Consider the following 24,006-nt stretch of genomic DNA (forward strand, 5'->3'; position numbering starts at 1 on the left):
AATGTTAAAAGATAACCCACATGAAATAAAACCAAACGACTTTGACTTTGTGCGTATTAAAATCGCTTCTCCAGAAACTATCATTAATGAATGGTCTCATGGTGAAGTAACCAAACCGGATACGCTTAATTATAGAACCCTTAAACCAGAAAAGGATGGACTATTCTGTGAAAGGATTTTTGGTCCCGAAAGAGATTATGAATGTGCCTGCGGAAAATATAAAAAGAAACGCTTTCAGAATGTCGTTTGTGACCGTTGCGGTGTTTTAGTAACCACTTCCCGAGTACGCAGAACTCGGATGGGACATATCTCCCTGGCTGTGCCTATTGCTCATATCTGGTTTGTTAAAAGTACGCCCAGTAAAATTGGTACTTTACTGGATATGACCGTTAAGGATTTAGAACGAGTAATCTACTACGAATCATATATAGTGGTAGACCCTGGTGATAGTCCTTATGAAAAATATGAACTTATTGATATTGATGAATATTCCGAAATAAAGGATAAAGTAGGTGATAATTTCCTGGCTATGATGGGGGCTGAAGCAATTCGTGAGCTCCTCTCCAGATTGGATTTAAATAATGAAGCTTTAAATATCCGCTCTCGCTTAAAAATGGAAAAATCTACTTTATACAAGCAGAAATTAATTAATAAGCTTAAGATTGTGGATGCTTTCCTAAAATCCGGTAATAAACCAGAAGATATGATTCTACTTGCGCTTCCTGTTCTTCCTCCAACTCTTAGACCTCTGGTGCCCTTAGAAGGTGGAAGATTTGCTACCGCTGATTTTAATGAGCTCTATCGCCGAGTTATTACTCGTAATAATCGGTTAAAATATCTTATGGAAATCCGCTCACCTGAGGTCATTCTTCGTAATGAAAAACGTATGTTACAGGAAGCGGTTGATGCTTTAATTGATAACTCTCGTAAGGCTCGTCCCATAAAAGGTAGAGGAAATCGTCCTCTCAAATCTTTGAGTGACCAATTAAAGGGTAAACAGGGCAGATTTCGTCAAAATCTTCTGGGTAAACGAGTGGATTATTCTGGACGTTCCGTTATAACTGTGGGTCCTGAATTAAAACTATATGAATGCGGTCTACCTAAAGATATGGCAGTGGAACTATTTAAACCCTATTTAATTGAAAGATTGCAAAAGTTAGGTGAAGCTGATAAAGTAAAAAATGCAAAGAAACTTATAGAAAAGAAACAACCAGAAATCTGGTCTATATTGGAAGAAGTAATCAAAGATTATCCTGTCCTTTTAAATCGTGCACCAACTCTTCATCGTTTAGGTATTGAAGCTTTTATGCCTGTTCTCACAGATAATAAAGCTATTCAATTGCATCCTATGGTCTGTGTGCCTTTTAATGCAGACTTTGATGGAGACCAGATGGGTGTGTATATACCTCTTTCCTATGAAGCACAGATTGAAGCCAGAACTTTGATGCTTTCTACCCGTAATCTGCTTTTGCCTTCAAATGGACGCTTAGCTATGGCAGCAAATCAGGATATCGTCTTGGGTTGTTATTATCTCACGATGGAAGAGTTTCCTGAACCAGAAGATATTACCACCTTGCGTCATTTTTATAGCACCGACGAAGTAATCGCTGCTTTTGAAGCTGAAGAACAACTTTTCTCCGTTAAAGGTGAAGTAGAAGAGGAAGGGTCTTTAAATCTCCACACCTGGATTAGAGTGAAGATAAAGAATAATTACATCGTTACTACCGTTGGTAGAGTTATCTTTAACCAAATAATACCTGAAGAAGTAGGCTTTCAAAACAGTGTATTTGATAAAGGTAAAATCAACGACCTGGCTATGCTTTGCTATGATGCCGTGGGACAATGGAAAACCGCACAATTCCTGGATAATCTCAAAGAACTTGGCTTCCATTATTCAACCCATGCTGGAGTAACTTTCAGTCTCAGTGACATCGTTGTTCCAAAGCGAAAAGATGAAATTATCGCTGAAGCTGAAGAGGAAGTTAAAAAGGTTATGGACCTCCATATGAAAGGTGGAATTACTGAAAATGAACGCTTTGGCAGAATTGTAGATTTATGGAAAAAGACTACTGTTCGTGTTACCGATGAAATGATGGAAGAATTAGCCAAAAATCGTAATGGCTTAAACTCCATTTATATGATGTATAAATCCGGTGCCCGTGGAAGCAAAGACCAGATTAAACAGGTTGGCGGAATGCGCGGTCTGATGGATAAACCTGCTAAAATTGGTTCTACCGGTGGTGTGGACGTAATAGAAACTCCCATTAAATCTAATTTCCGTGATGGATTGACTGTGCTGGAATACTTTATTTCCACTCATGGTGCTCGTAAAGGACTCGCTGACACTGCTTTGAAAACAGCCGATGCTGGATATCTAACCCGCCGTTTAGTTGATGTGGCACAAAATGCTATTATTACTATAGATGATTGTGGAACTACCAAGGGCGTAGATATGTCAGTCTTGAAAGAAGGAAATGAAGTTGTCGCTACTCTGGCAGATAGAATTCAAGGAAGAGTCGCTCTGGAAGATGTAATTGACCCGGTAACGGGAAATATCCTGGTCCATAGCGGAGAAGAAATATCCAATAAAATGGCACGCACTATCCAGAATCATGGAGTTATTAAAGTAAAGGTGCGCTCTGTTCTCACTTGTGAAGCCGAACATGGAATCTGTGCTAAGTGTTATGGTCGTAATTTAGCAACTCAGAAACCTGCAGTTATCGGAGACCCCGTGGGTATTATAGCGGCACAAAGTATTGGAGAACCCGGAACTCAGCTTACTCTTAGAACTTTCCATATTGGTGGTGCAGCATCAACTGCTACTGAATTGGCTGAAGTTGTCTCTGCACACGACGGAATCGTTAAATTTGACCGTATGAATACTGTGACCAATGTGAATAATCAGCTTATTTCTGTCAGCCACCTGGGTAAGATATTAATCTGTGATGAGAATGACCCCAGTAAAATTCTGGAAGAATATAGAGTGGAGTATGGTGCTACTATCCATGTTCGGGACGGACAAAAGATTGCAATGAATACCAAGTTGATGAGTTGGGATCAATTCAATAATCCTTTGATTTCTACTGCTAAAGGTCAATTGCACTATGAAAACTTTATTAAAGATATAACCTATAAAGAAGAATTTAACGATATAACCTTCTCCCGAGATATCACTATTATAGAATCAAAAGACCGTAAAAAACAACCTCAATTCAGGATTGTTAGTGAAGATGGAACTTCTGTCCAAGTACCATTACCTACAGGACTTATAGTCAAAGTGGAAGACGGAAGCTTTGTCCATCCAGGTGATATTTTAGGACAGACCTCCCGTATGACTATTAAACAGCGTGATATAACTGGTGGACTTCCTCGTGTTCAAGATTTATTTGAAGCACGAGTCCCCAAGGATAAAGCTTGTATCTCTGATATTGATGGAATAGTTACCATAGGTGGTTTAAAGAAAAATGGACGTGAAATATTTGTTACTCCTCCCAATGGATTAATGGCTCCAGATGATGGAAAGGTGATTGTCCAGTCTGATGAATATGTTAATAGAATTATTCTTCTAACCGATAAAACTGTCTATGCGAATAATGATGGTAAAGTGAGCATTATTGAAGAGAATAAAAAGAAAAAAGTAGCTATTGCCAAACGGAATCAGAAACCTCAAGTTTATGAAATTCCTCGTGGATTGCATATTATTGTTAATGAAGGTGATAATGTTAAGGTAGGAGCTCCTCTTTGCGGTAAGATACTGGAAATCCCTCCTCTACAGGAAAGCATTGTTAGCACTGGTGATACAGTTAAAAAAGGACAACCCTTAACCGGTAGAAAGTATATCATTCCTTCAGGAAAACGGATTATCGTTCACCAGGGTGACTATGTTGAAAGTGGTGATGCTTTATCTGATGGACCTCTTGATCCTCATGATATGTTAGTAAAAGGTGTTATTGAAGCTCAGATGATGATATTAAATGAAGTTCAAGAAATCTACCGCAAACAGGGTGTGAAAATTGACGATAAACATATTAGTGTAATCATACGGCAAATGTTCAAAAAAGTGCGCATCACTGATAGCGGAAGCACCTCTTTCCTTGAAGGTGATATTGTAGATAAGACTTTGGTAGAAAAAGAAAATAAAGAAGTCCAGAAATATGGAAAAACACCCGCTCAATTTGAACAATTGCTCTTAGGAATTACCAAGGTTTCCTTACTAACTGATAGCTGGTTATCTGCTGCTTCTTTCCAGGAAACAACAAATGTATTGACAAAAGCAGCTATAGAAGGAAGAGTTGATAAATTAGAAGGATTAAAAGAAAGTGTTATTATCGGTCATAGAATTCCCGTGGGAACAGGAACTAAAATCTATAACAAGATGATTGAAGAAGCTGTGAACTCAGGTGCAACGGTAGCAGAAATTATTGACCGATTTGCTCATCCTAAAAAAGAAGAAGAAAGTGAAGATATATATAATTTCTAATAATAAATTAGTAGATAAGGAGGTACTTAGTGCCAACCATTAATCAATTAGTCCGAAATGGACGAACTAAGATTGAAAAGAAAAAGAAAAATAGGGCGCTTATGGGATGTCCGCAAAGGCGCGGAGTTTGTACTCGTGTTTATACAACAACGCCCAAAAAACCTAATTCAGCTCTACGTAAAGTTGCTCGTGTTCGTTTAACTAACGGTTTTGAAGTTACTGCCTATATAGGTGGAGAAGGACATAATCTACAGGAACATAGCATAGTATTAGTTAGGGGTGGTCGTGTTAAAGATCTACCTGGCGTCCGCTATCATATTGTTCGTGGTGCTATGGATGCTGCTGGAGTGGAAAAAAGAGTTAATTCTCGTTCTAAATATGGCACCAAACGTCCTAAAAAAGCTTAATTAAAGGGAGATTAAACTATGCCAAGAAAGAAAAAAGCAGTCATTCGTGAAGTTCTCCCTGATCCTATTTATCAGGATGTTGTCCTCTCCAAATTTATAAATTGTCTTATGAAAAAAGGCAAAAAAAGTATCGCAGAAAAAATCGTTTACGGTGCCTTTGATATTATTGAAGAAAAAACAAAACAACCCCCGCTGGAAGTTTTTAAAACCGCTATAAACAATGTTCGCCCGCAACTTAAAGTTGTCTCCCGCAGAGTTGGTGGTTCAAACTATCAAATTCCTATGGAAGTTTCTGAAAAGAACGGACAGGCACTTGCCTTTCGCTGGATTATAACTTATGCTCGTGCCAGAAATGAAAAAAGTATGGATGAAAAATTAGCAGCTGAACTTATTGCTGCTTCCAAAAATGAAGGTGCCTCAATTAAAAAACGTGAGGACACTCATAAAATGGCTGAAGCAAACAAAGCTTTTGCCCATCTGAGATTCTAAGATACCCTATTAAAGATGTTAATTAAAACCCTTAAAGTATTGATGAGCTCATGCTTTAAGGGTTTTGTTATTTTTATAATATGATAAGCTTCCCCATTGATATAATCTTAAAATATTCCACAGTGTGGAATGCCACTTGCTTTATATATCAATAAATTATTTTTTGCGAGGACCAATGAATACATCTATGTTTTCCCGAATACATATAATTCTATTAGCTCTTTTAATATTTTCTCTTTCTCTTCCGGTTTTTGCTGAATTTGTCCAACCCCAAGAGGCAAAAATTATAGCTCAAACCTGGTTAAATCTTATAGAGGGAAAGAACTATTCCGAGTTGAATATTCAGCAAGTCTTGGAATACAGGGATAACAATTTTACTCTATCCCAATCCAAATATGAGCTCACAGATGAAAATCTTCCTCCTCTTTATTTGATTCTATTTCATAACAACGGCTTCGTATTGATTTCTGCTGAAGATAATTCTATCCCGGTTCTGGCTTATTCCTCTGATTCCAGTTGTAATATCAATTCCTATCCACCAGCTTTTCTGGAATGGGTGGAAAACTATGCAGTTCAAATCAGACAAATAAGAGATGAAAAAACTGTTATTCCTGAGAATGCACAACTCTGGCAGAGTTTATTTAGAGGTAATCTACCAGCTAATTTCAGACAAGACCGTGCGGTACGTCCTCTTATTGTTACTAATTGGGATCAAGGTTGGCCATATAATGAACTTTGTCCTGCTGACCCAAATGGACCAGGAGGTCATGTTTATGCAGGTTGTGTAGCTACTGCTATGGGTATGGTAATGAAATATTGGAGTCATCCAACCACTGGTGTGGGTTCTCATTCCTATTATTGCCCAGGTTACGGATATCAATCTGCCAATTTTGGAGCTACAACTTATTTATGGGATGAAATGCCAAACTCCATATCTACTTCCTGTATCCCTATTGCTACATTGCTTTATCATTGTGGAGTGGCTGTTAATATGGGCTATTCTGTTGACGGTTCTGGAGCTCAAAGCAACGATGCAGCTAATGCTCTGGTCAATTATTTCCGCTATCCAAATGCTGTTTTACAGAATAAAATGGGAATGTCCGATACTCAATGGAATAATCTCTTGCAAACTCAATTAGATAATGGTTGCCCTATGTATTATTCCGGTTCTGGTTCAGGAGGAGGACATGCTTTTGTAATTGATGGATATCAAACACCTGGATATTATCATTTTAATTTCGGCTGGAGTGGAAGTTCAAACGGATATTATTATATAAATAATATAAATCCCGGAGGATATGATTTTAATAGTTGGAATTCCGTTATCGCTAATAGTATTCCTCAAAATTATAATATCAACCAGGTTAGAATAAATATGAATGCCTTTGGTGCAACTGTGGGAACCAATTTTAATTTAACTGTTTCCACTTTTCCTGTACTGGGTTCCTGGAATGTGAATCATTTTGAATTTACCCTTATTTACGACAGCGATAACTTAACTTTTAATGGTGCTTCCATTGCTAATGGTATCGCTTCCGATGGAAACCTTTCTGTTACTGAAACTGAACCTGGTTATCTACAAGTTAGCTGGAATGGCAATTCTAATATTATCGGAAGTGGAGATTTGATTACTTTTTCCTTTCTCCCCCTTGATACTGGTCAATATCTTTTTGATATAGTAGGAATGTCCTATAATAATACTCCTATAACCACAACTTCTTTCATAATGATTGATGTAATTCCTCCAATAACGAATCTGGCAGAAAGTTCTATTTCAATGGTAAATGTTATGCATTTAGATTATAATCAAATTGGAACTACCGAAATCCGAACCAGTTACTTGCTCCCTTCCTGGAATGTTACTCATTATCAATTTGATTTGAACTACGACCCAAGTAAATTACAATTTATGGGAATAGATACTGCTGGAACTATTAGCGCTGGTTGCGAACCTTCTGTGGTAATAAATAATCCCGGTTCTATATCCATTAGCTGTGATAGTAATAATCGTTTCACTGGTGATGGAGCCCTATTAAAGTTCCATTTTAAAGCCATAGGTAATGGTCCAACTGTTAGTATTACTCAGGTTTCACCTGCTAACTTCTTCTACAATGATACTCAAATCTTTAATCTTGGTTCCGCTAACTTTATCTTATCTGCTTATACTGCAAATGATGATGAATTAGCTCCTGAAATTACTTCTCTACAAATTTTCCCTAATCCTTTCATTAACAGCACCCAGATTAAATTAAATAGTAAATCCAGTGAACCGGTACAATTTACTATATATAATCTTAAAGGTCAGAAAGTTAGCTCGTTAGTTATTACTGATTCTCCAAAAACTTTTACCTGGATTCCCAAGGATATGATGGGTAAACCACTACCTACAGGAGTTTATTTGCTTTCTTGGGAACAGGGCAAAGAAAAAGGAACCGCAAAACTCTTATATTTTAAATAAACCTTCACCTACACCTTAGTCACATAAATAAAACATAACTTAGATAGGAGAGTCAAAATGGCTCTCCTTTCTTTTTCCTTCTATATTTGTTTTTATAATACCAAAGCAAGGTAAAGATAAGCATATTACTAAATAAAATCCAAATCAATGAGTTTGATTGTACACCACTCTTGGAAATTCAACTTAATATTGATGCTATCGAAAAAAGCTATAGACCAAATATACTTTGAACTATCAGGTGAAGTGATGGGATAAAATACATCCTCATTTTATGGATAATGTTATAAAGAATAAATCTTTAAAATTATTTAATAAATACTCTATCTTTATTTCGCCCTTTAATGTAGAAACTATCTCAAACTTATCTCTAACTTTCGTCCCATTCGGACATAAGCTGGACATGAGTTGGACATAAGCTGGACATAAGCTACCCATCTATAGGCAGAGAAATTTTACGGGATATAGGCTTGAATTGATTATTTTAATTATTCTTCTGTCAATATTCTTATCTACCCTCAACTTCCAATAGGAAACAAGGTCTATTTATGGAGATTATAAGCTATTCTATAATAGCATATAGATTTTGCTTTTTATATATAAACTTCCCTGAGGAAAAGATTGACAAAAGAAAGCCACCAATAAAGAAGGAAGTTTAATAAACTAAAACTTTTAGGAGGATATATGTCCTATCGTATTCTCGCTATTAATCCTGGTTCTACTTCCACTAAAATTGCCGTATATGAAGATGACCAACCCATTTTAGAAAAAACCTTGCGTCATAGCCCAGAAGAACTTGCTCCTTTTCCGGACATCATTGACCAGTATGAATTCCGCAAAAAAATAGTTTTAGAAGCACTGGCAGAAGGAAATATTGCACCTGAAACTCTTAGTGCTGTCGTCGGAAGAGGAGGTTTAATAAAACCTGTTCCCGGAGGCACTTTTAAGATTAATGAAGCAATGAAACGAGATCTTCGCAATCCTAATTTATGGGGTAGAGTTCATGCATCCAATCTTGGTGCTTTTATTGCTGATTCCATTGCTAAGGAATATAATATTCCTGGGTTTATTGTAGATCCCGTAGTAGTAGATGAATTTGAAGATATTGCCCGCATCTCAGGAATTCCAGAGATAAAAAGAAACTCCCTTTTTCACGCTCTTAATATCAGATATATCTCCAGACTTTTAGCCAGAGAACTCAATCAAACCCTTGAGGAATCAAACTTTATAGGAGTACATATGGGAGGTGGTATATCTGTCGCCGCTATTAAAAATGGAAGAGTGGTGGACGTTAATAATGCACTTCTCGGTGATGGACCTTTTTCTCCTCAAAGAGCTGGTACTCTACCTATTGGTGATTTGGTAGAACTTGCTTTCAGCGGAAAATATTCTCACTCTGAACTGGTAAAATATCTATCTAAAAATGCCGGATGGATGGCATATCTCGGAACAGATAATGGAATTGAAGTTTATAATCGTATTAAAAATGGTGATGCTTATGCAAAATTGATTACCGATGCTATGTGCTATAAAGTGGCTAAAGAAATAGGTGGATGTGCTGCTGTTTTAGAGGGCAAGGTTGATGCTATTTTCTTTAGCGGTGGTCTCTCTTTTAATGAATATATCGTTGAACAAATTAAATCCAGAATCCAATTCCTGGCTCCTATCTATTTATATCCGGGAGAAAAAGAAATGGAAGCTCTCGCTCAAGGTGGATTAAGAGTGCTCAGAGGTCTTGAAGAAGCTCAAGAATATTCCTGAACTTAATAATAATTATTCACTCAGCTCTTATTTTCCCTGATGGTAAAATGTGTTAATACCATCTTTTCTGATTATCTAATTATCAAGATTATTGATTGCATCAAGAAATGGAAATTGAGTCTTATTTCCTGATTTTTTTAAAGTGCAGTTTCTTATAATCAATACTATAATTTAATGAATAACAAGGAATAAAGGAATGTGGATAAGTTGTGGATAAATTGTGCAGAAAAATATGACTCTGCCTTAACTTCCTGTAAAACAATATGTTATAAGAAATATATAATCCACACTTTTTGTGGATAACTCCATAATTATTAGCATAATAAGGTAGTTAGAAAGTGAATACAGAACCCTCTTTTTTAAGCAAAAACCGGATTAAAGAACTTGCAAGATTAAAACAAAAAGACAACCGATTGCAAGAAAAACTGGTTGTAGTGGATGGATTTCGCACACTTGAGCAGATAAAGTTTTATGGTATCAACCCTCTGGAGCAATATTTACTTGAGGGAATGCAACCAATACCAATTTGGGATAATATTCCAGTTTATTACATAAGCGAATGGGATATGCATAAAATTTGTGACAGTGAACATCCTTCTGGTTTTGCAGCACTTTTCCCTATTCCTCAGGCACAGAAAGTCAACTTTAATTGTGCTTTTTACTTAGATAGAATCAGTGATCCTGGTAACCTGGGAAGTATTTTCCGCATTGCTGCTGCATTTTCAATTGGTACACTTTTACTATCTCCTGATTGCGTAGAGGTTTCATCACCTAAAGTCATTCGTTCCTCTTCTGGTAGTGTTTATAAAGTTCCTTTCCAACAAGCCAATATTTCAGAATTAAAAGCACTGAAGGGAAGAATTATTCTTGCTGATGCCCATAAAGGACAAGCTTTAAGCAAATTTAACTTCCAGCCAGAGGAAAAATTAATTATTGTACTCGGTTCAGAAGCTCATGGGATATCTTCAGAGGTTTCTTCACTAACCAATGAAGCCTTACATATAGAAATGAGCTCCGCCATAGAATCCTTAAATGTTTCAATTTCTGCCGCTATAATAGCATATCATCTTTTCATCCAGAGAAACACTAATAATTTGACAAAATAAAGGTCTATTCCATAAAGGATAAATAAGGTTTTAATCTCTAAGGAGCTATAGTGAATATAATTAATAATAATAAGACTGGTTGGATAGAAGTTATCTGTGGAAGTATGTTTAGTGGTAAGACAGAAGAACTCATTCGTCGTATTCGTCGTGCTGAATATGCAAAACAAAAAGTTATGGTCTTTAAAGCTTCTATTGATAATCGTTATGATGCAACTGACATCGTGTCCCATTCTCAAATGCGTGCTCCTTCTCTTCCTATTGTGAAGCCAGAAGAAATCTATCAATATCTAACCGACGATATAACAATAGTAGCTATAGATGAGGCTCAATTCTTTGATGAAAGCATTGTGGATGTATGTAATGATTTAGCAGATAAAGGTTATCGTGTGATAGTTGCAGGATTAGATCAGGATTACCGCGGAAAACCTTTCAATAGTATGCCACAGCTGATGGCAATTGCCGAATATGTGACAAAAGTTCTGGCTATCTGTGTCAAATGTGGAAATCCAGCTAATCGGACTCAACGCACGGTTCCCCAAGATGACCAGATTCTGGTTGGAAGCAGTGAAGCCTATGAACCCCGCTGTCGTAACTGTCATAAGGTCTTAGATTGATGATGGGAAGAACTATTTTAGGTGACATCGCAGGATTTATAGCCAGTTTGCTGGATATTTATATCCTGATTATCCTTATCCGAGCCTTGATGAGCTGGTTTATGCTTTATCATCAGAGCAAATTTTATTATTTTCTTGTTCGTATCACGGAACCTGTTTTAGGTCCTATAAGACGAATACTACCCAGAATGAGAGTTGACTTCTCACCCGTGATAGCTATAATTCTTATTCAAATAATTATCAGTATCTTAAATCGTATAAGATGAGTTTTTTTAAGGAGGTATGATGACCTTGTTTCCAACTGATATACGGCATCAGGAATTTTCCACCACTATGTTTGGTTATAGCAAAAAGGAAGTAAAAGAATTTCTGGAACAACTTGCTAATGAACTGGAAGATTATCAAAGGCGACAGGAAAAAGAACTGCAACGTAGAGAACAAATGCAAGTGGAAGTTCAACAGGAAGCCTTTCAAGCAAGTAGTGCAGTGGAAGAATTGAAAAGAAGGGAAGAATTAATCAGTCGCACGCTGGTCTTTGCTGAAAAAACAAAGGCAGATATCATTGCTAATGCAAGAAAAGAAGCAGAAAATATTATTCATGAAGCTGAACTTAAAGCTACCCGTGCTATACAGGAAGCGAAACAATATCTAGCTGTGCTGGAACAACAATATATTCAGTTGAAAGAGGAAAAACGACAGTTCTTAATGCAATTTAGAAGTGAACTAAATACATTCAAGGAACGCATTGAAAAAGACCCTCTCCTGGCAAAGGAGCGAGAACCTCTTCTGGATGCAGATTTTAAACAGATTAAAGAGGAGATTAGTCCAACCCGTAAACCCACTGTGGAGGATAATAAAAACTAATGAATCTGGATTATCAATATACAGCAAGTTGGTTGAAAGAACAACTACCACAAATCCCTTCTGTGGCTATGATTCTGGGAACAGGATTAAATGCAATTGCAGAACAAAGTGAAATCAGAGCTCAAATCCCCTATGCTGAAATCCCCGGTTTTGTTTCTACTACTGCACCAGAACATAAAGGCAATCTTATTCTGGGAGAACTAAAAGGTATTCCTATGATATTTTTACAAGGACGCTTTCATTATTATGAAGGTTATCCGATGCCAATGGTGGTCTTCCCCACTCGCGTTTTAGCTGCTCTCGGAATAAGAACTCTAATTGTAACCAATGCTTCAGGAAGTTTACGTGAAAATCTCTCTCCCGCTTCACTGGTACTCATTACTGACCATATCAACTTTATGGGAACTAATCCTTTAATTGGAACCAATGATGATTCACTTGGTGAAAGATTCCCCAGTATGAATAATCCTTATGATCAGCAATATCTTGAGCAATGTGAAAAGATAGCACAGCACAAAGGTATTCCCCTTCATAAAGGTGTATATATAGCAGTAAGCGGTCCCAGTCTTGAGACTAAAGCAGAATGTGCTGCTTTTGCCAGCTGGGGTGCTGACTTAGTAGGTATGTCCACAGTTCCAGAAGTTATTGTGGCTCGTCATTCTCAAATGCGAGTACTTGGTTTTTCTATTGTAACTAATTATAGTAATCTATTCCACAATCAGGCTCATAGTCAGGAAGAAATTCGTCATAATGCAGAAAAGGCTTCTGCTAATTTACTGCCCATAATCGCTGAATTTGTCCAAAATATACATTTTTCATAAGTATATTTTCATTGACATAACTTAGTATATAGGATTGAAGGAACTTTAAATATTTTATTTAGCACAGGAGTGAAAGATGGCTGCGAAATCAATGTCTCCAGAGAAGTTGAAGAAATTTGAGGAACTCATTCAGCAAGAATTAAAAGAAAGTATTGCTTATATTGAAGAGGTTAGTAAAGGTCAGAGTTTAGGCGCTAAAGAAAGCAGTGGTGATCTTTCTTCCTATGCCTTTCATCAGGCTGACCAGGGTTCAGATACACATTTAATGGAACAATCTGTAATGCTTATGGAACAAGAACGAGAAAAAGTTCGTTTACTGAAAGAAGCTCTACAGAAAATCTATGATGGAACTTATGGCATCTGTGAAATGTGCGGGAAAAATATTAGCGAATCCAGATTAGAAATCATTCCTTATGCTCATTATTGCGTTAACTGTATGGAAAAGATGGAAGAAAAGAAGCGTAAACAAAGAAAATAGCTAATGGCTAAAGTTAAGACTTATCCGGCTTATCTTGTTATGTCTCTGGTCATTATTCTGGACCAGGTAACTAAAGCGGTGGTCCGAAATAAGCTACCGCTTTATAGCTGGATAAATGTTGGTGAAAAATGGTTCGGAGATACCTTCCAGATTTTTCACTTGCAAAATAGTGGAGCAGCTTTTAGTCTATCCTTGCCCAATCCTTTATGGAATAAAGGTTTTTTCATAGCTGTATCGGTGATAGCCATTATCTTCATTATCTGGCTATTATATCAATCCACGAACAGAATTCAGGTTATAGCATTTGGATTGGTGCTTGGTGGTGCTATAGGTAATAATCTTATTGACCGACCAATTTTTGGTGCGGTAACTGATTTTATAAGCGTTGATATTCCTAACATAATCAAAGGAATGGATAGATTTCCTGTCTTTAATGTGGCAGACAGTGCAATCTTTATTGGAATGTGTCTATTAATTTATGATTTAATCTTTATTAGTGGAAAGAAGGTAGAAAGGAAAGAGGCTGAACCACTTCTTGAGACTAATGATAAAATCTTAGATAAGGAGCTATAATGAAAAAAATTTTACTTTGTGCTCTGGTATTAACCACAGCATTGGGACTCTTTGCTCAGGTTTACACCTGTCACGATATTCAATACACTACTTCTGCCTCTGGTGATTCTCCTTATGTAGGGAGAACTGTCACAGTTAGAGGTATTGTTGTAGTAGAGCTATTCTATACTGGAACAAATACCAGTAATATTGGTTTTTTTATCTCTGATCCTGAAGGAGGTCCCTGGAGTGGTTTATTGATTTATACCAATCAATTTCATCCTCAACGAGGAGATGAAGTTGAAGTTACAGGTACGATTACTGAATATTATAATTTTACTGAGATGTCACCTACCACAGGTTACCGGGTAATAAGTCAGGGAAATCCCATTCCTCCACCAACTCTAATAAATACTGGTGACTTATCTTCCAGCTCTACAGCTGAGCAATGGGAAGGTGTTTTTGTAAAAGTGGAGAATGTAACTATTGTTTCTCTACCTACAAGTTATAATGAGTTTTATGTGAATGATGGAACGGGACAATGCCAGATTGACGATCAATGTTTTCCCAGAACTGGATTTTCCTGGCCCCAAATGACTGTGGGAGAACGCTGGGCTCGTATTCAAGGAGTGGTAGATTATTCTTTTAGTAATTATGCCATCAATCCTCGTGATATGAATGATATAGTGAAAGAGGATAATGTCTCAAATGCTATGATCAAAGTTCAAACAACTACTGCAGACATTAATACAGAAACAGATATTCCCATCTTGACTTCAAGAATAAAACCAGAATGGTTCGTTAGTTCCTATACGACAAATATTAAAATTGATGCCAGTAAGGTTAAGTTTATCAGTGTAAAATATGGAACAGGAACGATGACTGCTCAAGAGCCAACCGTAGAATTATCAGAAGATGGCTCCTTGATTCATATCAGCTATCAGTCAATGGAACCTATTACTTCTACAGCAGATGAAGATGTGTTATTTAAATTATGTCTTAAACCAGTAGACTATGGTGAATCCGTCATAGACCTCGTTTCTTTCTTCTATGATAATACTCAGATTCAGGCTCTAACTGATGGAAAAATTCTTGTGCCTATCCGTAAAAGTATAGCCTGGCTAAATATTAAAAATCCGAGTTCCAATAAAAATATCTTCAATCCAGAGCTAAATGAAAAACTTACCATAGAATACGGTTGCAAAAGCTCAAGCTCTGGCATAAATGTTAAAGCTATTGTTCGGATTTATGATGCACAAGGACGTTTAGTTGCTACTCCAATTAATAAAAATATCAGTAGTCCTTTGGGAATTGAAAGTTTTCAATGGGATGGTCGTGATTATATGATGAGAAGAGTTCCTATTGGTCTTTATTATTGTCATTTAGAAATAATTGAACGTAGCACGGGACACAAAGAGGAAACTGTTCAACCCATTGTGGTTAAATCTATAATGAAATAAGCTCGGGGAGAAATGAAAATGAAAAAAATACTAATTCTTGCTTTTATTCTGATGCAGACAGCTTTGCTGCTTGCCGTATTTGATGATTATATTCCTTCTGCTCGGGCTCGTGCTCTTGGTGGAGCTTATACTGGAGTAGCAGATGATGTTAATTCTCTATTTTTCAATCCAGCAGGTTTGATTAATGTTAATTATGAAGCTCAAGCAGGATTCAGTCGTCTCTACAATCAAAAATTTTCAGAGTATAAAACAGTAGCTGCAGGTGTTAAGCTTCCCAAGAAACTGGGAACCGTAGCTTTTGGAGCAAGACTGTTTGATGTCAATTTTGAAGATGAGAACTTGATGAGCGAACAAATCTGGTCTGCTGGTCATTCTTTCATTCTTCAAAGTGATGTTCATTCACAGATAAGTGTGGGTTATGCCCTTAATTATTATCGTCTGGATTTTTCTGAAGAAGAAGCTGATGATGCTTTTGGTTTAGACCTGGGAGCTACGGCTATACTTCATCAAAGAACTAAACTTGGTTTTAGTGTGAGCAATATCAATCAAGCAGTTATGGGTGATACCAATCAAAATGAATTACCGAGTCGTTTAGCTCTTGGACTTTCTTATATCCCATATAATCAGGTGATTACCACAATTGAAGTAAAAAAGGATTTTGCCAAAGAGACTGAATTTATGGGAGGAGTGGAAGTCCGCCTGCTGGAACCTTTAGCAATTAGGTTTGGAGTGCATTCCAATCCAGCTACCTGGAATGCTGGAGTGGGATTTGATCTTAAGGGACTTAACTTAGACCTATCATATTCTACTCATGCTGTTCTGGGTGGAACACTTTATGGTAACTTAGGATATAAATTTTAAGGAGTACGCTCTATGGCTAAATTTAATTTTAAAAAGATATTCCCGCTCATTCTACCTTTATTTATAGAAGTGAGTCGTTATTTAATACCAAATATAACTGCACCCGTAAAGACTAAGAGCAATGACACAATTTCAACACTGGAAAATCTATTAGTTCGTATGGAAAGAAAAGTGCAAGAAAATCGTCTGCAGGTTTATAAACTAAGAAAACTAATTATTGTGTGGTCTACTATAAATTCCGCTCTTTTAGTTGCAATATTGGTGAAGCTTCTATTCTTTTAATTAAAATATTACCCCCTTCTTTTCTTATTTAGATGAAAGAAAAAGAAGGGGGTATTTTTTTCTTTTTAATAGTTTTCTAAATCTCTTTTTTTGATCAGGGTATCTCTTCTCCTGGTTTAAGTAGAATACATTCTTTTCCCAGGGCTTTTACTTTTTCGGAAAAGGCTTCAGCATCAACCTGAATAAGAGGCCAGGTATTGTAATGTATTGGAATTATAATCTTAGGTGATACAAATTCTACTGCTTTGATAGCATCTTCAGGACCCATAGTAAAGTTATCTCCTATCGGAACCAGCATATAATCTACAGAATTCATTTCCCCAATCAATTTCATATCACCAAAAAGACCGGTATCTCCACAATGATAGATACAGGAATCATCTACCCATAATAAAACGCCTGCAGCTGGTCCTGCATAATGTCCATCAGGAGTGTTACTTCCATGCAAAGCAAGGGTGAACTTTACCTTACCAAACGGGAAAATATGACTTCCGCCAGTTTGCATACCATGTGTTTTTAATCCCTTACCCGCTAAATATGCTGCTAATTCTGCTATTGCTATAACTATCGCATCATTTCTTTTGGCAATCCTGATAGTATCACCTAAATGGTCACTATGAGCATGAGAAAGAATTATAAAATCTGCTTTAACCGAGTCAGCTCTTACCGATGAAAGTGGATTCCCCTCTAAAAAGGGGTCAATAAGGATTTTTTGCCCTGCATTACTGGTAATTTCAAAAGCTGAATGACCGTAATATTTAATCTTCATTTTTCACCTCCTTACTATTATATTGAATTTTATAGTAAAAAAGTCAAGGATTTTCTAATCTTTTAGAAAAGAAACTAAATTAAGTTGCACTTTTCCCTTGTCAAAAAACCTTAGTTTTAGTTTTGTGTTTTTTATGGTTCGGGATGTAGCGCAGTCCGGCTAGCGTACTTGAATGGGGTTCAAGTGGTCGCAGGTTCAAATCCTGTCATCCCGACCATTAATTTTTGCCAGATAACCTCTATATAAACCCTCAAAAGGCTATCGCTATCTATATTTGAAATAGTGTGTATTTCCTTCCAAATTGCTATTTTCTTATTTATCTGTCATTCAATATTTTCCAAACTCTATCTTAGCTCTTTCTTAGCTCTCTCTTGGCTCTTTAATTAAGAAAGACCTAAGAACAAGCAAGGAATAAGAATAGAATGAGGTGTAATCATAACTTATATAAAGAATAAGTTATAGTGATATAAAGTGACTTTTCTACTCACTTGAGGTATCTATTGGTAATAATGAGTATTATGCTTTTATATTATTATTTTAGGAAGACTTTAATAACTTCTATTTCTGAAACCTGGAGAGAAAAACTCTTAATTTATCAGGATATCAGTTCCTAAGTAGAGAGGTATCAAAATCATCACCGAGATAATACATATAGTTAGGATTAGAACTTTCCCGTTCATCTCCATTCACATAAATTAGTTTATAATTACCATTCATCTGGATATCTAAGAAAAGGTATACAGCATTGAATCTACTTCTATATTTCCAGATTTGAAAATCTTTACGCACGAAACGAGTATCATCCAGGGTAGTGCCTTTTTCCACATCATCCGGTTCACCGTGTCTAATATATATCCTACCAATATCTGTAGTCCATCCATCGCTAAAATGGCTGAAATGTTTATTAGCGTAATCAACTCTATCACGAATAGTCTGGATAAAAGATTCAGGGCTTACCTGATTCGCATTAGCCAGTTTAACCCAGCAACGGTTCACATACTGTTTTTTTGCATCATAGGAATAAGTTTTCCAGTTTCCAGGAGCACTTTCACCCATAAAGTATCTAAGTAGTTTATAATCATCATCAGGATTTACAAAAACATAATAATATTGAATTTTAGGTTCAGTAACAAAGAATTCAAAATTTCGTTCTTCACTAAGTTCGCCAATCTGTAAGGTAATGTTTCCGTTATATTTTCCCGCTTCAATATCTGTTAGTGGTATAGTTAAAGTGATTCTTTCGTTATCGCTATGGGCGATAAAATCTATCATATCATCAACGATTAAGATACTATCCTTTTGCACAGTTAGAATTAAAATTCCCACATCCTGACGCATAGATTCATTGGTGTATACTTCAAAACTGAGATAAACATAAGGATTATCCCTCTTTTCAAAAATAAGAGAGGGTTGACTCTGATAAAGGGTCTTTCCCCTATGAAATTTTTCTAAAAAGGCACTGCTATCAGGACGCACTACACTGCACAATTCTATATCACTTAAAATCGTCTCGGGTGAGAGAGTTTCAATAGGAAAAGAATAAGTGGAACTTCTTTTAGAATTTATATCTAAGGCATTAACCCGAAAAATATAGGAACCTGGATCCAGACTAAAACTAACTCGGTTCAAATAAGCTTTATCCGACTTAGCATCAAATTGATTGGAAATACCTATATTATCCCTAATATTTTTCTGAAAGATAAGAGAATCATTCTTCAATACCTCTATATTAATATCTAATTCAGCATAATAGCCATTTTTATGTTTAACAAACTTAAGATTATTATAGGGAACTTGATAATCCAGATTAACGATAGTAGCTTTATCCTTACTCAAATACCTGTGAGGACTGATATGAATAGTAAGAGACTGGGCAAATATCGGTCCTGCGCATGCAACTAACAAGATTATCAATATAAATAATTTAAAACTCTTCATCTTTATTCCTTAATTCATATTGGCCATAACCACCCCTATCCATAAACACAAATACCCGATTGGGTTTGTAGTATACCCAAACGATATAGGGTTTAAGGTCTAAAGGGTGAACTTCACTATAAACTTCATCTGGTTCGCCATACTTAATATATATTCTACCACGATCGGACTTCCAACCCTTCAATTTTTTATGAACAGTAAATCTTTCATCGGCAATTCTAACTCTTTGATAAAAGCTTTCACGGAACTCATTTCTTGTTGTTCCTGGACTGGGGTCATGATTTTGCCAAAATTGCTCTATAATTTCTGGGTATTCCTCTGGTGAAGCCTTTCTGATTTTATTCCATTCATTTTGATTTGCAATATAACGAATTTGCTGGATTTGATCTTCATAGCTATAAATCGCATTAAAATAGAACCAGGGACTGTAGTAAAAAGGTTCCATTTCATAAAAAACATTATCCTCAAAGAAGACAATCTTTAGGAAATCCATATTATCTTGATTAACCCATAAAGTTAGGTCACATTGATACTTGCCTCTCGGATAATCAAAAATTTGAGAATGAAGCGATGAAAATACTTGAATACTATCAGGTAAAACACTAAATTTTTGCTGAAGGATACAGCTATCTACCTCAGATGGTAATCGTGTTAAATCTGATGGCTGAAACTGAATACCCTCTTTAAAAACAAATATAAATGGCTGACCAATGGAAGTATATTTATTATCCAGGATAAAGTTTCTTTTCAAATCAGTTTTATTCCCCAAATTCAAGTTCTTAAACCTCAACAAAGTTTCATACTTCCCCGGAGCTAACTCAGCTTGAAAATGTATGGGAATGGCGGTATCTTGTAACCATTCTCGTCTGGGAACAGAAATAGTCTCTTCGTAATTAAATTTATCTTTTGTCTTTTTATTCTTAATTTCAACGCTTAAATTATATACTGCGGAATTGGTGTTATGCTTAAAAACCAGAGAATTATAAGGAATAAGCACCCAAAAATCTACTCCATCAGCATAATGCTCATATATAACTTCCTGAGCTAATAAAGAGCTGCTAATTAAAATAAATAAAAGTGCGAGCTTAGCCGCTTTTTTCATCTTCAAATAGCCTCAGATTGAAGTCTAATCTATTATTTACCAGTAATTCCAGCAAAGCATTAGAGGGAAAAATGTGTTTTGCTGCTTCCAGTTTATAATTATCCCCATCATCAGTATAGATAATAGTTTTAAGTGCGAAATTGCCTTCGTTATTATTTACCAATTTAGCGAACTCTTCCAGAAAACGCGTAGATAATTTTTCCAGAGGTAAATTCAACCTAAGTTCACCCTTCAAAATGTTATTCCAATCTTCCAGAGGAACAATTTTTTGTGGACTTATCCGTAAAAGACTCTCATCATTGCCTGTATAACCTGATTTAGTTCCTGAAATGAAATATATTTTGCCTGTAACCAGCAGAGGATAAAAAGTTTCATAATCTTTATTGAAGAGAGCCACTTCAAAGGGTCCAGATAAATCTTCAAACTCAACAAAAGCATAGAGATTACCCTTATTATCCCTTTTCCTGTTAATAGAAGTAATTATCCCCACCAAGCGAAGATTCTTAGATTCCAGTTCTCTGGTTGATTTAGAATTGGCATTAGATAAATATTGAATAAGGTGACGATACTCATAAAGCGGATGACCACCTAAGTAAAATCCGAGGACTTCCTTTTCTTTTTCCAATTGATAGGAATAGCTCCATTTTTCTACCTCCGGTAATGGTGGATAATCTTCTGATTCATCATCCTCACTAATTATATCAAAGAGTGAGGTTTGACCTACTCGTTTATCTCTTTGTTCACCCGTATTATAAGATAGAGCCTCTTCTATAACTGCCCATTTCTGAGCACGCGTTCCTTCAAGTTCATCCATTGCACCACTGGCTATTAAGCTTTCCAGTACCGTCTTATTTACTGCTGTGCTATCCAAACGGGAACAGAAATTATAGATATTGGTAAAAGGACCATTTTTCTGCCGTTCTTCAACGATGGCATTTATAGCAGCTTCACCCAGATTTTTGATAGCCTTCAATCCGAACAATACCTCCTTTCCATGAACACTGAATTCCCTTTCACTTTTATTTATGTTTGGAGGTAGTATCTTAATACCCATTGACTTGCATACTTCAATCTTTACTGGAATCTTGACTGGGTCATCCTCTAAAGAAAGTAATGCTGCCATAAATTCAACTGGATAATGCGCTTTCAGCCATGCAGTTCTATAAGCGACCAGGGCATAACAAGTGGCATGACTTTTATTAAAAGCATATTGAGCAAAATCTAACCAATCATTCCAGATTTTAGCCGCTACATTTTCAGGAACACCATTACTAATTGCACCCTGAATAAATTTTTCTTGAAATTGCATCAAGAGGTCAAGACTCTTTTTGCTCATTGCTTTTCTAAGAGAATCTGCTTCACCCCTGGTGAAATTTGCCATCTCCATAGAAATGCGCATAACCTGTTCTTGATAGACCGTAACTCCATAGGTCTCTTTTAAAGTTGCTTCCATTATAGGATGGTCGTAAGTGACCTTCTCTCTTTTATGTTTACGAGCAATGTAAGTATCAATAAATTTCATTGGACCAGGACGATAAAGAGCCACCATAGCAATCAAATCTTCAAACATATTAGGTTTTAAATCTATCAGATACTTACGCATACCTTCCGATTCAAACTGAAATATTCCATCGGTATCTCCTCTACTTAAAAGCTGATAGACTTTTTTATCCGTGAGAGGTAGATTATCAATATCAATATCTATATTCTGTGATTCTTTTACCATATCAATGGTTTTCTGAATTAAAGTGAGAGTCTTTAAACCAAGAACATCCATCTTCAAGAATTTCAGTTCACCCAACCACTTTCCCTCGTACTGGACGAGAATGTTATTCTCTGCACCCTTTTGTGTACTACGAGTTAGAGGGACATATTCTTTTAAATCACCAGGAGCAATGACTACACCCGCAGGATGAATGCCGGTTTGACGAATAAGTCCTTCCAGCACGAGACTATGCTTATAGATGCTCTGATATATTTCATTATTATCAATAAGATGTCTAAAATCAGGAGAATCCTGATAGGCTTCTTCCAGACTTTTTCCGAAAGGAATAGTCTTGGTAATATTATTAGCTTCACTGGCTGGAAGCATCAGCACTCTCGCTACATCTTTAAATACAGACTTGGCTTGCAAGGTGCTAAAAGTGACAATCTGAGTGACACTATTCCGACCATATTTTTGGATGAGATAATCAATAACTTTACTTCGTCCTTGCGCACAAAAATCAATATCTATATCCGGCATACTTACCCGGTCAGGATTTAAGAACCGCTCAAATAATAAGCCATACTTAATGGGGTCAATTTGGGTTATATTCAGCAGATAAGCTACAATACTTCCAGCTCCAGAGCCACGTCCAGGACCTACTGGAACTCCTTGTTTACGAGCATTATCTATCAAATCTTTAACCACTAAAAAATAGCCATCAAAGCCCATCCGATGAATCACATCCAGTTCAAAATTCATTCTATCCAGAATTTCTTTGTTCGGTTCAGGATACTTTAGCTTCAATCCCTCTTCACAAAGAGCACGTAAATATTCTCCCATATCTTTATATTCTGAGGGAGTTTCAATTTTAGGTAGCATAAATTTGTCATAGCGAAGTTCCAAATCAACCATATCCGCAATTTTCAAGGTATTGGTATAAGCTTCTTCCTCCTCCGGGAAAATGGTTTTCATTTCTTCAGGAGTCTTAAAATAGAGTTGATTTGTCTCATAACGCATACGATTGGGATCGTTTAAGCTTTTACCTGTCTGGATGCAGAGAAGGATGTCATGTGCCTCATAGTCTTCTTTATGCAAATAGTGGCAATCATTAGTTAAAACCATAGGTTGATGCATTTCTTTTGCTAAAGAAATCAGAGCTGGCATAACACTCTTTTCCTCATCCAGACCATGATTCTGAATTTCTATGAAATAGTGGTCTCCAAAGACAGATTGATACCATTCAATTGTTTCACGTGCCTCAGCCATTTTATGCTGTGCTATTAAGCTGGCAATTTCTCCTTTGATACATCCACTTAAACAGATAAGCCCCTCATTATGTTGCTTCAATATGGACTTACTTATACGAGGCTTATAGTAGAAGCCATCAATAAAAGAGATAGAAGATAATTTAATAAGATTCTTGTAACCTGTATAGTCCTTGGCAATAAGGATAAGATGATAACGGGGGTCATATTTACTATGTTCATCATCCAATTCACCGTTTATAATATAAGCTTCCATCCCAATAATTGGCTTTATACCTTCATTTTTTGCCGTTAAGTAAAAGTCTATTGCTCCATAAAGATTACCATGGTCAGTGATAGCTACAGCTGGCATTCCATATTCTTTAGCCAATTTAACCATACGGTCTACTCTACAAGCTCCATCAAGTAGACTATATTGAGTGTGATTATGTAAATGTACGAAAGTCATAATTATCTTTTCCTCTTATGGACAAATATTAAAAAGAAGGCTCGATTTGTCAAAGTATAAATTCAAACTATCAATTTAGTTCTACTTACATTATTTTGGATTGATAAAAGTAAAATCTAACTGTTTTATGAGGTTAGATAGCTGAT

General features: G+C 36.3%; 19 protein-coding genes and 1 tRNA gene. 16 read left to right on the plus strand and 4 right to left on the minus strand.

Going from position 1 to position 24,006, the window contains the following annotated elements; genetic code table 11:
* Position 1 precedes the first annotated feature (1 nt).
* The 15 genes from rpoC (at position 2) to E0946_RS02955 (ending at position 16,630) form a co-directional block, all read left to right on the plus strand.
* Positions 2 to 4,480 (plus strand): DNA-directed RNA polymerase subunit beta', encoded by a 4,479-nt coding sequence (gene rpoC / locus E0946_RS02885; protein ID WP_133200968.1) that lies wholly within the window; start codon positions 2 to 4, stop codon positions 4,478 to 4,480.
* A gap of 29 nt (positions 4,481 to 4,509) precedes the next feature.
* A complete protein-coding gene (gene rpsL, locus E0946_RS02890; protein WP_133200969.1) occupies positions 4,510 to 4,887 on the plus strand; it encodes a 30S ribosomal protein S12 in 378 nt (125 codons plus the stop codon).
* Positions 4,888 to 4,905: 18 nt separating this feature from the next.
* Positions 4,906 to 5,376, plus strand: coding sequence for a 30S ribosomal protein S7 (gene rpsG / locus E0946_RS02895; protein WP_133200970.1), 471 nt, complete (start codon positions 4,906 to 4,908; stop codon positions 5,374 to 5,376).
* 175 nt (positions 5,377 to 5,551) lie between these two features.
* The gene (locus E0946_RS02900; protein WP_133200971.1) at positions 5,552 to 7,834 is read left to right on the plus strand and encodes a C10 family peptidase; all 2,283 of its coding nucleotides are present in this window, start codon (positions 5,552 to 5,554) and stop codon (positions 7,832 to 7,834) included.
* A gap of 681 nt (positions 7,835 to 8,515) precedes the next feature.
* The gene (buk, locus tag E0946_RS02905) at positions 8,516 to 9,592 is read left to right on the plus strand and encodes a butyrate kinase (RefSeq protein ID WP_133200972.1); all 1,077 of its coding nucleotides are present in this window, start codon (positions 8,516 to 8,518) and stop codon (positions 9,590 to 9,592) included.
* A gap of 338 nt (positions 9,593 to 9,930) precedes the next feature.
* Positions 9,931 to 10,698 carry a TrmH family RNA methyltransferase gene (locus E0946_RS02910; protein WP_133200973.1) on the plus strand — a complete coding sequence of 256 codons (768 nt, stop codon included), beginning with the start codon at positions 9,931 to 9,933 and terminating at the stop codon, positions 10,696 to 10,698.
* A 50-nt stretch (positions 10,699 to 10,748) separates the two neighbouring features.
* The gene (locus E0946_RS02915) at positions 10,749 to 11,312 is read left to right on the plus strand and encodes a thymidine kinase (RefSeq protein WP_133200974.1); all 564 of its coding nucleotides are present in this window, start codon (positions 10,749 to 10,751) and stop codon (positions 11,310 to 11,312) included.
* The gene (locus E0946_RS02920) at positions 11,312 to 11,578 is read left to right on the plus strand and encodes a YggT family protein (protein WP_243713723.1); all 267 of its coding nucleotides are present in this window, start codon (positions 11,312 to 11,314) and stop codon (positions 11,576 to 11,578) included. Before E0946_RS02915 ends, E0946_RS02920 begins: the two co-directional genes overlap by 1 nt.
* 16 nt (positions 11,579 to 11,594) lie before the next feature.
* The gene (locus E0946_RS02925; protein WP_133200975.1) at positions 11,595 to 12,176 is read left to right on the plus strand and encodes a DivIVA domain-containing protein; all 582 of its coding nucleotides are present in this window, start codon (positions 11,595 to 11,597) and stop codon (positions 12,174 to 12,176) included.
* Complete coding sequence (locus E0946_RS02930; RefSeq protein ID WP_133200976.1) at positions 12,176 to 12,997, plus strand: purine-nucleoside phosphorylase; 822 nt, start codon at positions 12,176 to 12,178, stop codon at positions 12,995 to 12,997. Before E0946_RS02925 ends, E0946_RS02930 begins: the two co-directional genes overlap by 1 nt.
* A gap of 76 nt (positions 12,998 to 13,073) precedes the next feature.
* Positions 13,074 to 13,475: a TraR/DksA family transcriptional regulator gene (locus E0946_RS02935; RefSeq protein WP_133200977.1), complete on the plus strand. Its 402-nt coding sequence runs from the start codon at positions 13,074 to 13,076 to the stop codon at positions 13,473 to 13,475.
* Between the two features lie 3 nt (positions 13,476 to 13,478).
* On the plus strand, positions 13,479 to 14,048 hold the full coding sequence (lspA, locus tag E0946_RS02940; RefSeq protein WP_133200978.1) for a signal peptidase II: 570 nt from the start codon (positions 13,479 to 13,481) through the stop codon (positions 14,046 to 14,048).
* Positions 14,048 to 15,487 carry a hypothetical protein gene (locus E0946_RS02945; protein ID WP_133200979.1) on the plus strand — a complete coding sequence of 480 codons (1,440 nt, stop codon included), beginning with the start codon at positions 14,048 to 14,050 and terminating at the stop codon, positions 15,485 to 15,487. Before lspA ends, E0946_RS02945 begins: the two co-directional genes overlap by 1 nt.
* 18 nt (positions 15,488 to 15,505) lie before the next feature.
* Positions 15,506 to 16,348 carry a PorV/PorQ family protein gene (locus E0946_RS02950; protein ID WP_133200980.1) on the plus strand — a complete coding sequence of 281 codons (843 nt, stop codon included), beginning with the start codon at positions 15,506 to 15,508 and terminating at the stop codon, positions 16,346 to 16,348.
* Positions 16,349 to 16,360: 12 nt separating this feature from the next.
* On the plus strand, positions 16,361 to 16,630 hold the full coding sequence (locus E0946_RS02955) for a hypothetical protein (protein ID WP_133200981.1): 270 nt from the start codon (positions 16,361 to 16,363) through the stop codon (positions 16,628 to 16,630).
* A 94-nt stretch (positions 16,631 to 16,724) separates the two neighbouring features.
* Here the strand turns inward: E0946_RS02955 and E0946_RS02960 are convergent, their stop codons facing one another.
* Positions 16,725 to 17,399, minus strand: coding sequence for a metal-dependent hydrolase (locus E0946_RS02960; RefSeq protein WP_133200982.1), 675 nt, complete (start codon positions 17,397 to 17,399; stop codon positions 16,725 to 16,727).
* A gap of 139 nt (positions 17,400 to 17,538) precedes the next feature.
* Between E0946_RS02960 and E0946_RS02965 the strand changes: the two genes are divergently transcribed.
* Positions 17,539 to 17,616, plus strand: a tRNA-Pro gene (locus tag E0946_RS02965).
* A 386-nt stretch (positions 17,617 to 18,002) separates the two neighbouring features.
* Here the strand turns inward: E0946_RS02965 and E0946_RS02970 are convergent.
* Genes E0946_RS02970 through E0946_RS02980 form a run of 3 tightly spaced genes read right to left on the minus strand, consistent with a single transcriptional unit; the run spans position 18,003 to position 23,860 of the window.
* The gene (locus E0946_RS02970; protein ID WP_207930816.1) at positions 18,003 to 19,304 is read right to left on the minus strand and encodes a GWxTD domain-containing protein; all 1,302 of its coding nucleotides are present in this window, start codon (positions 19,302 to 19,304) and stop codon (positions 18,003 to 18,005) included.
* 19 nt (positions 19,305 to 19,323) lie between these two features.
* The gene (locus tag E0946_RS02975; RefSeq protein WP_133200984.1) at positions 19,324 to 20,439 is read right to left on the minus strand and encodes a GWxTD domain-containing protein; all 1,116 of its coding nucleotides are present in this window, start codon (positions 20,437 to 20,439) and stop codon (positions 19,324 to 19,326) included.
* Positions 20,423 to 23,860, minus strand: coding sequence for a DNA polymerase III subunit alpha (locus E0946_RS02980; RefSeq protein WP_133200985.1), 3,438 nt, complete (start codon positions 23,858 to 23,860; stop codon positions 20,423 to 20,425). Before E0946_RS02980 ends, E0946_RS02975 begins: the two co-directional genes overlap by 17 nt.
* Between the last annotated feature and the right edge of the window lie 146 nt (positions 23,861 to 24,006).

Source organism: Candidatus Syntrophosphaera thermopropionivorans, from assembly GCF_004353895.1.
In the GTDB taxonomy this organism is placed as follows: Bacteria; Cloacimonadota; Cloacimonadia; order Cloacimonadales; family Cloacimonadaceae; genus Syntrophosphaera; species Syntrophosphaera thermopropionivorans.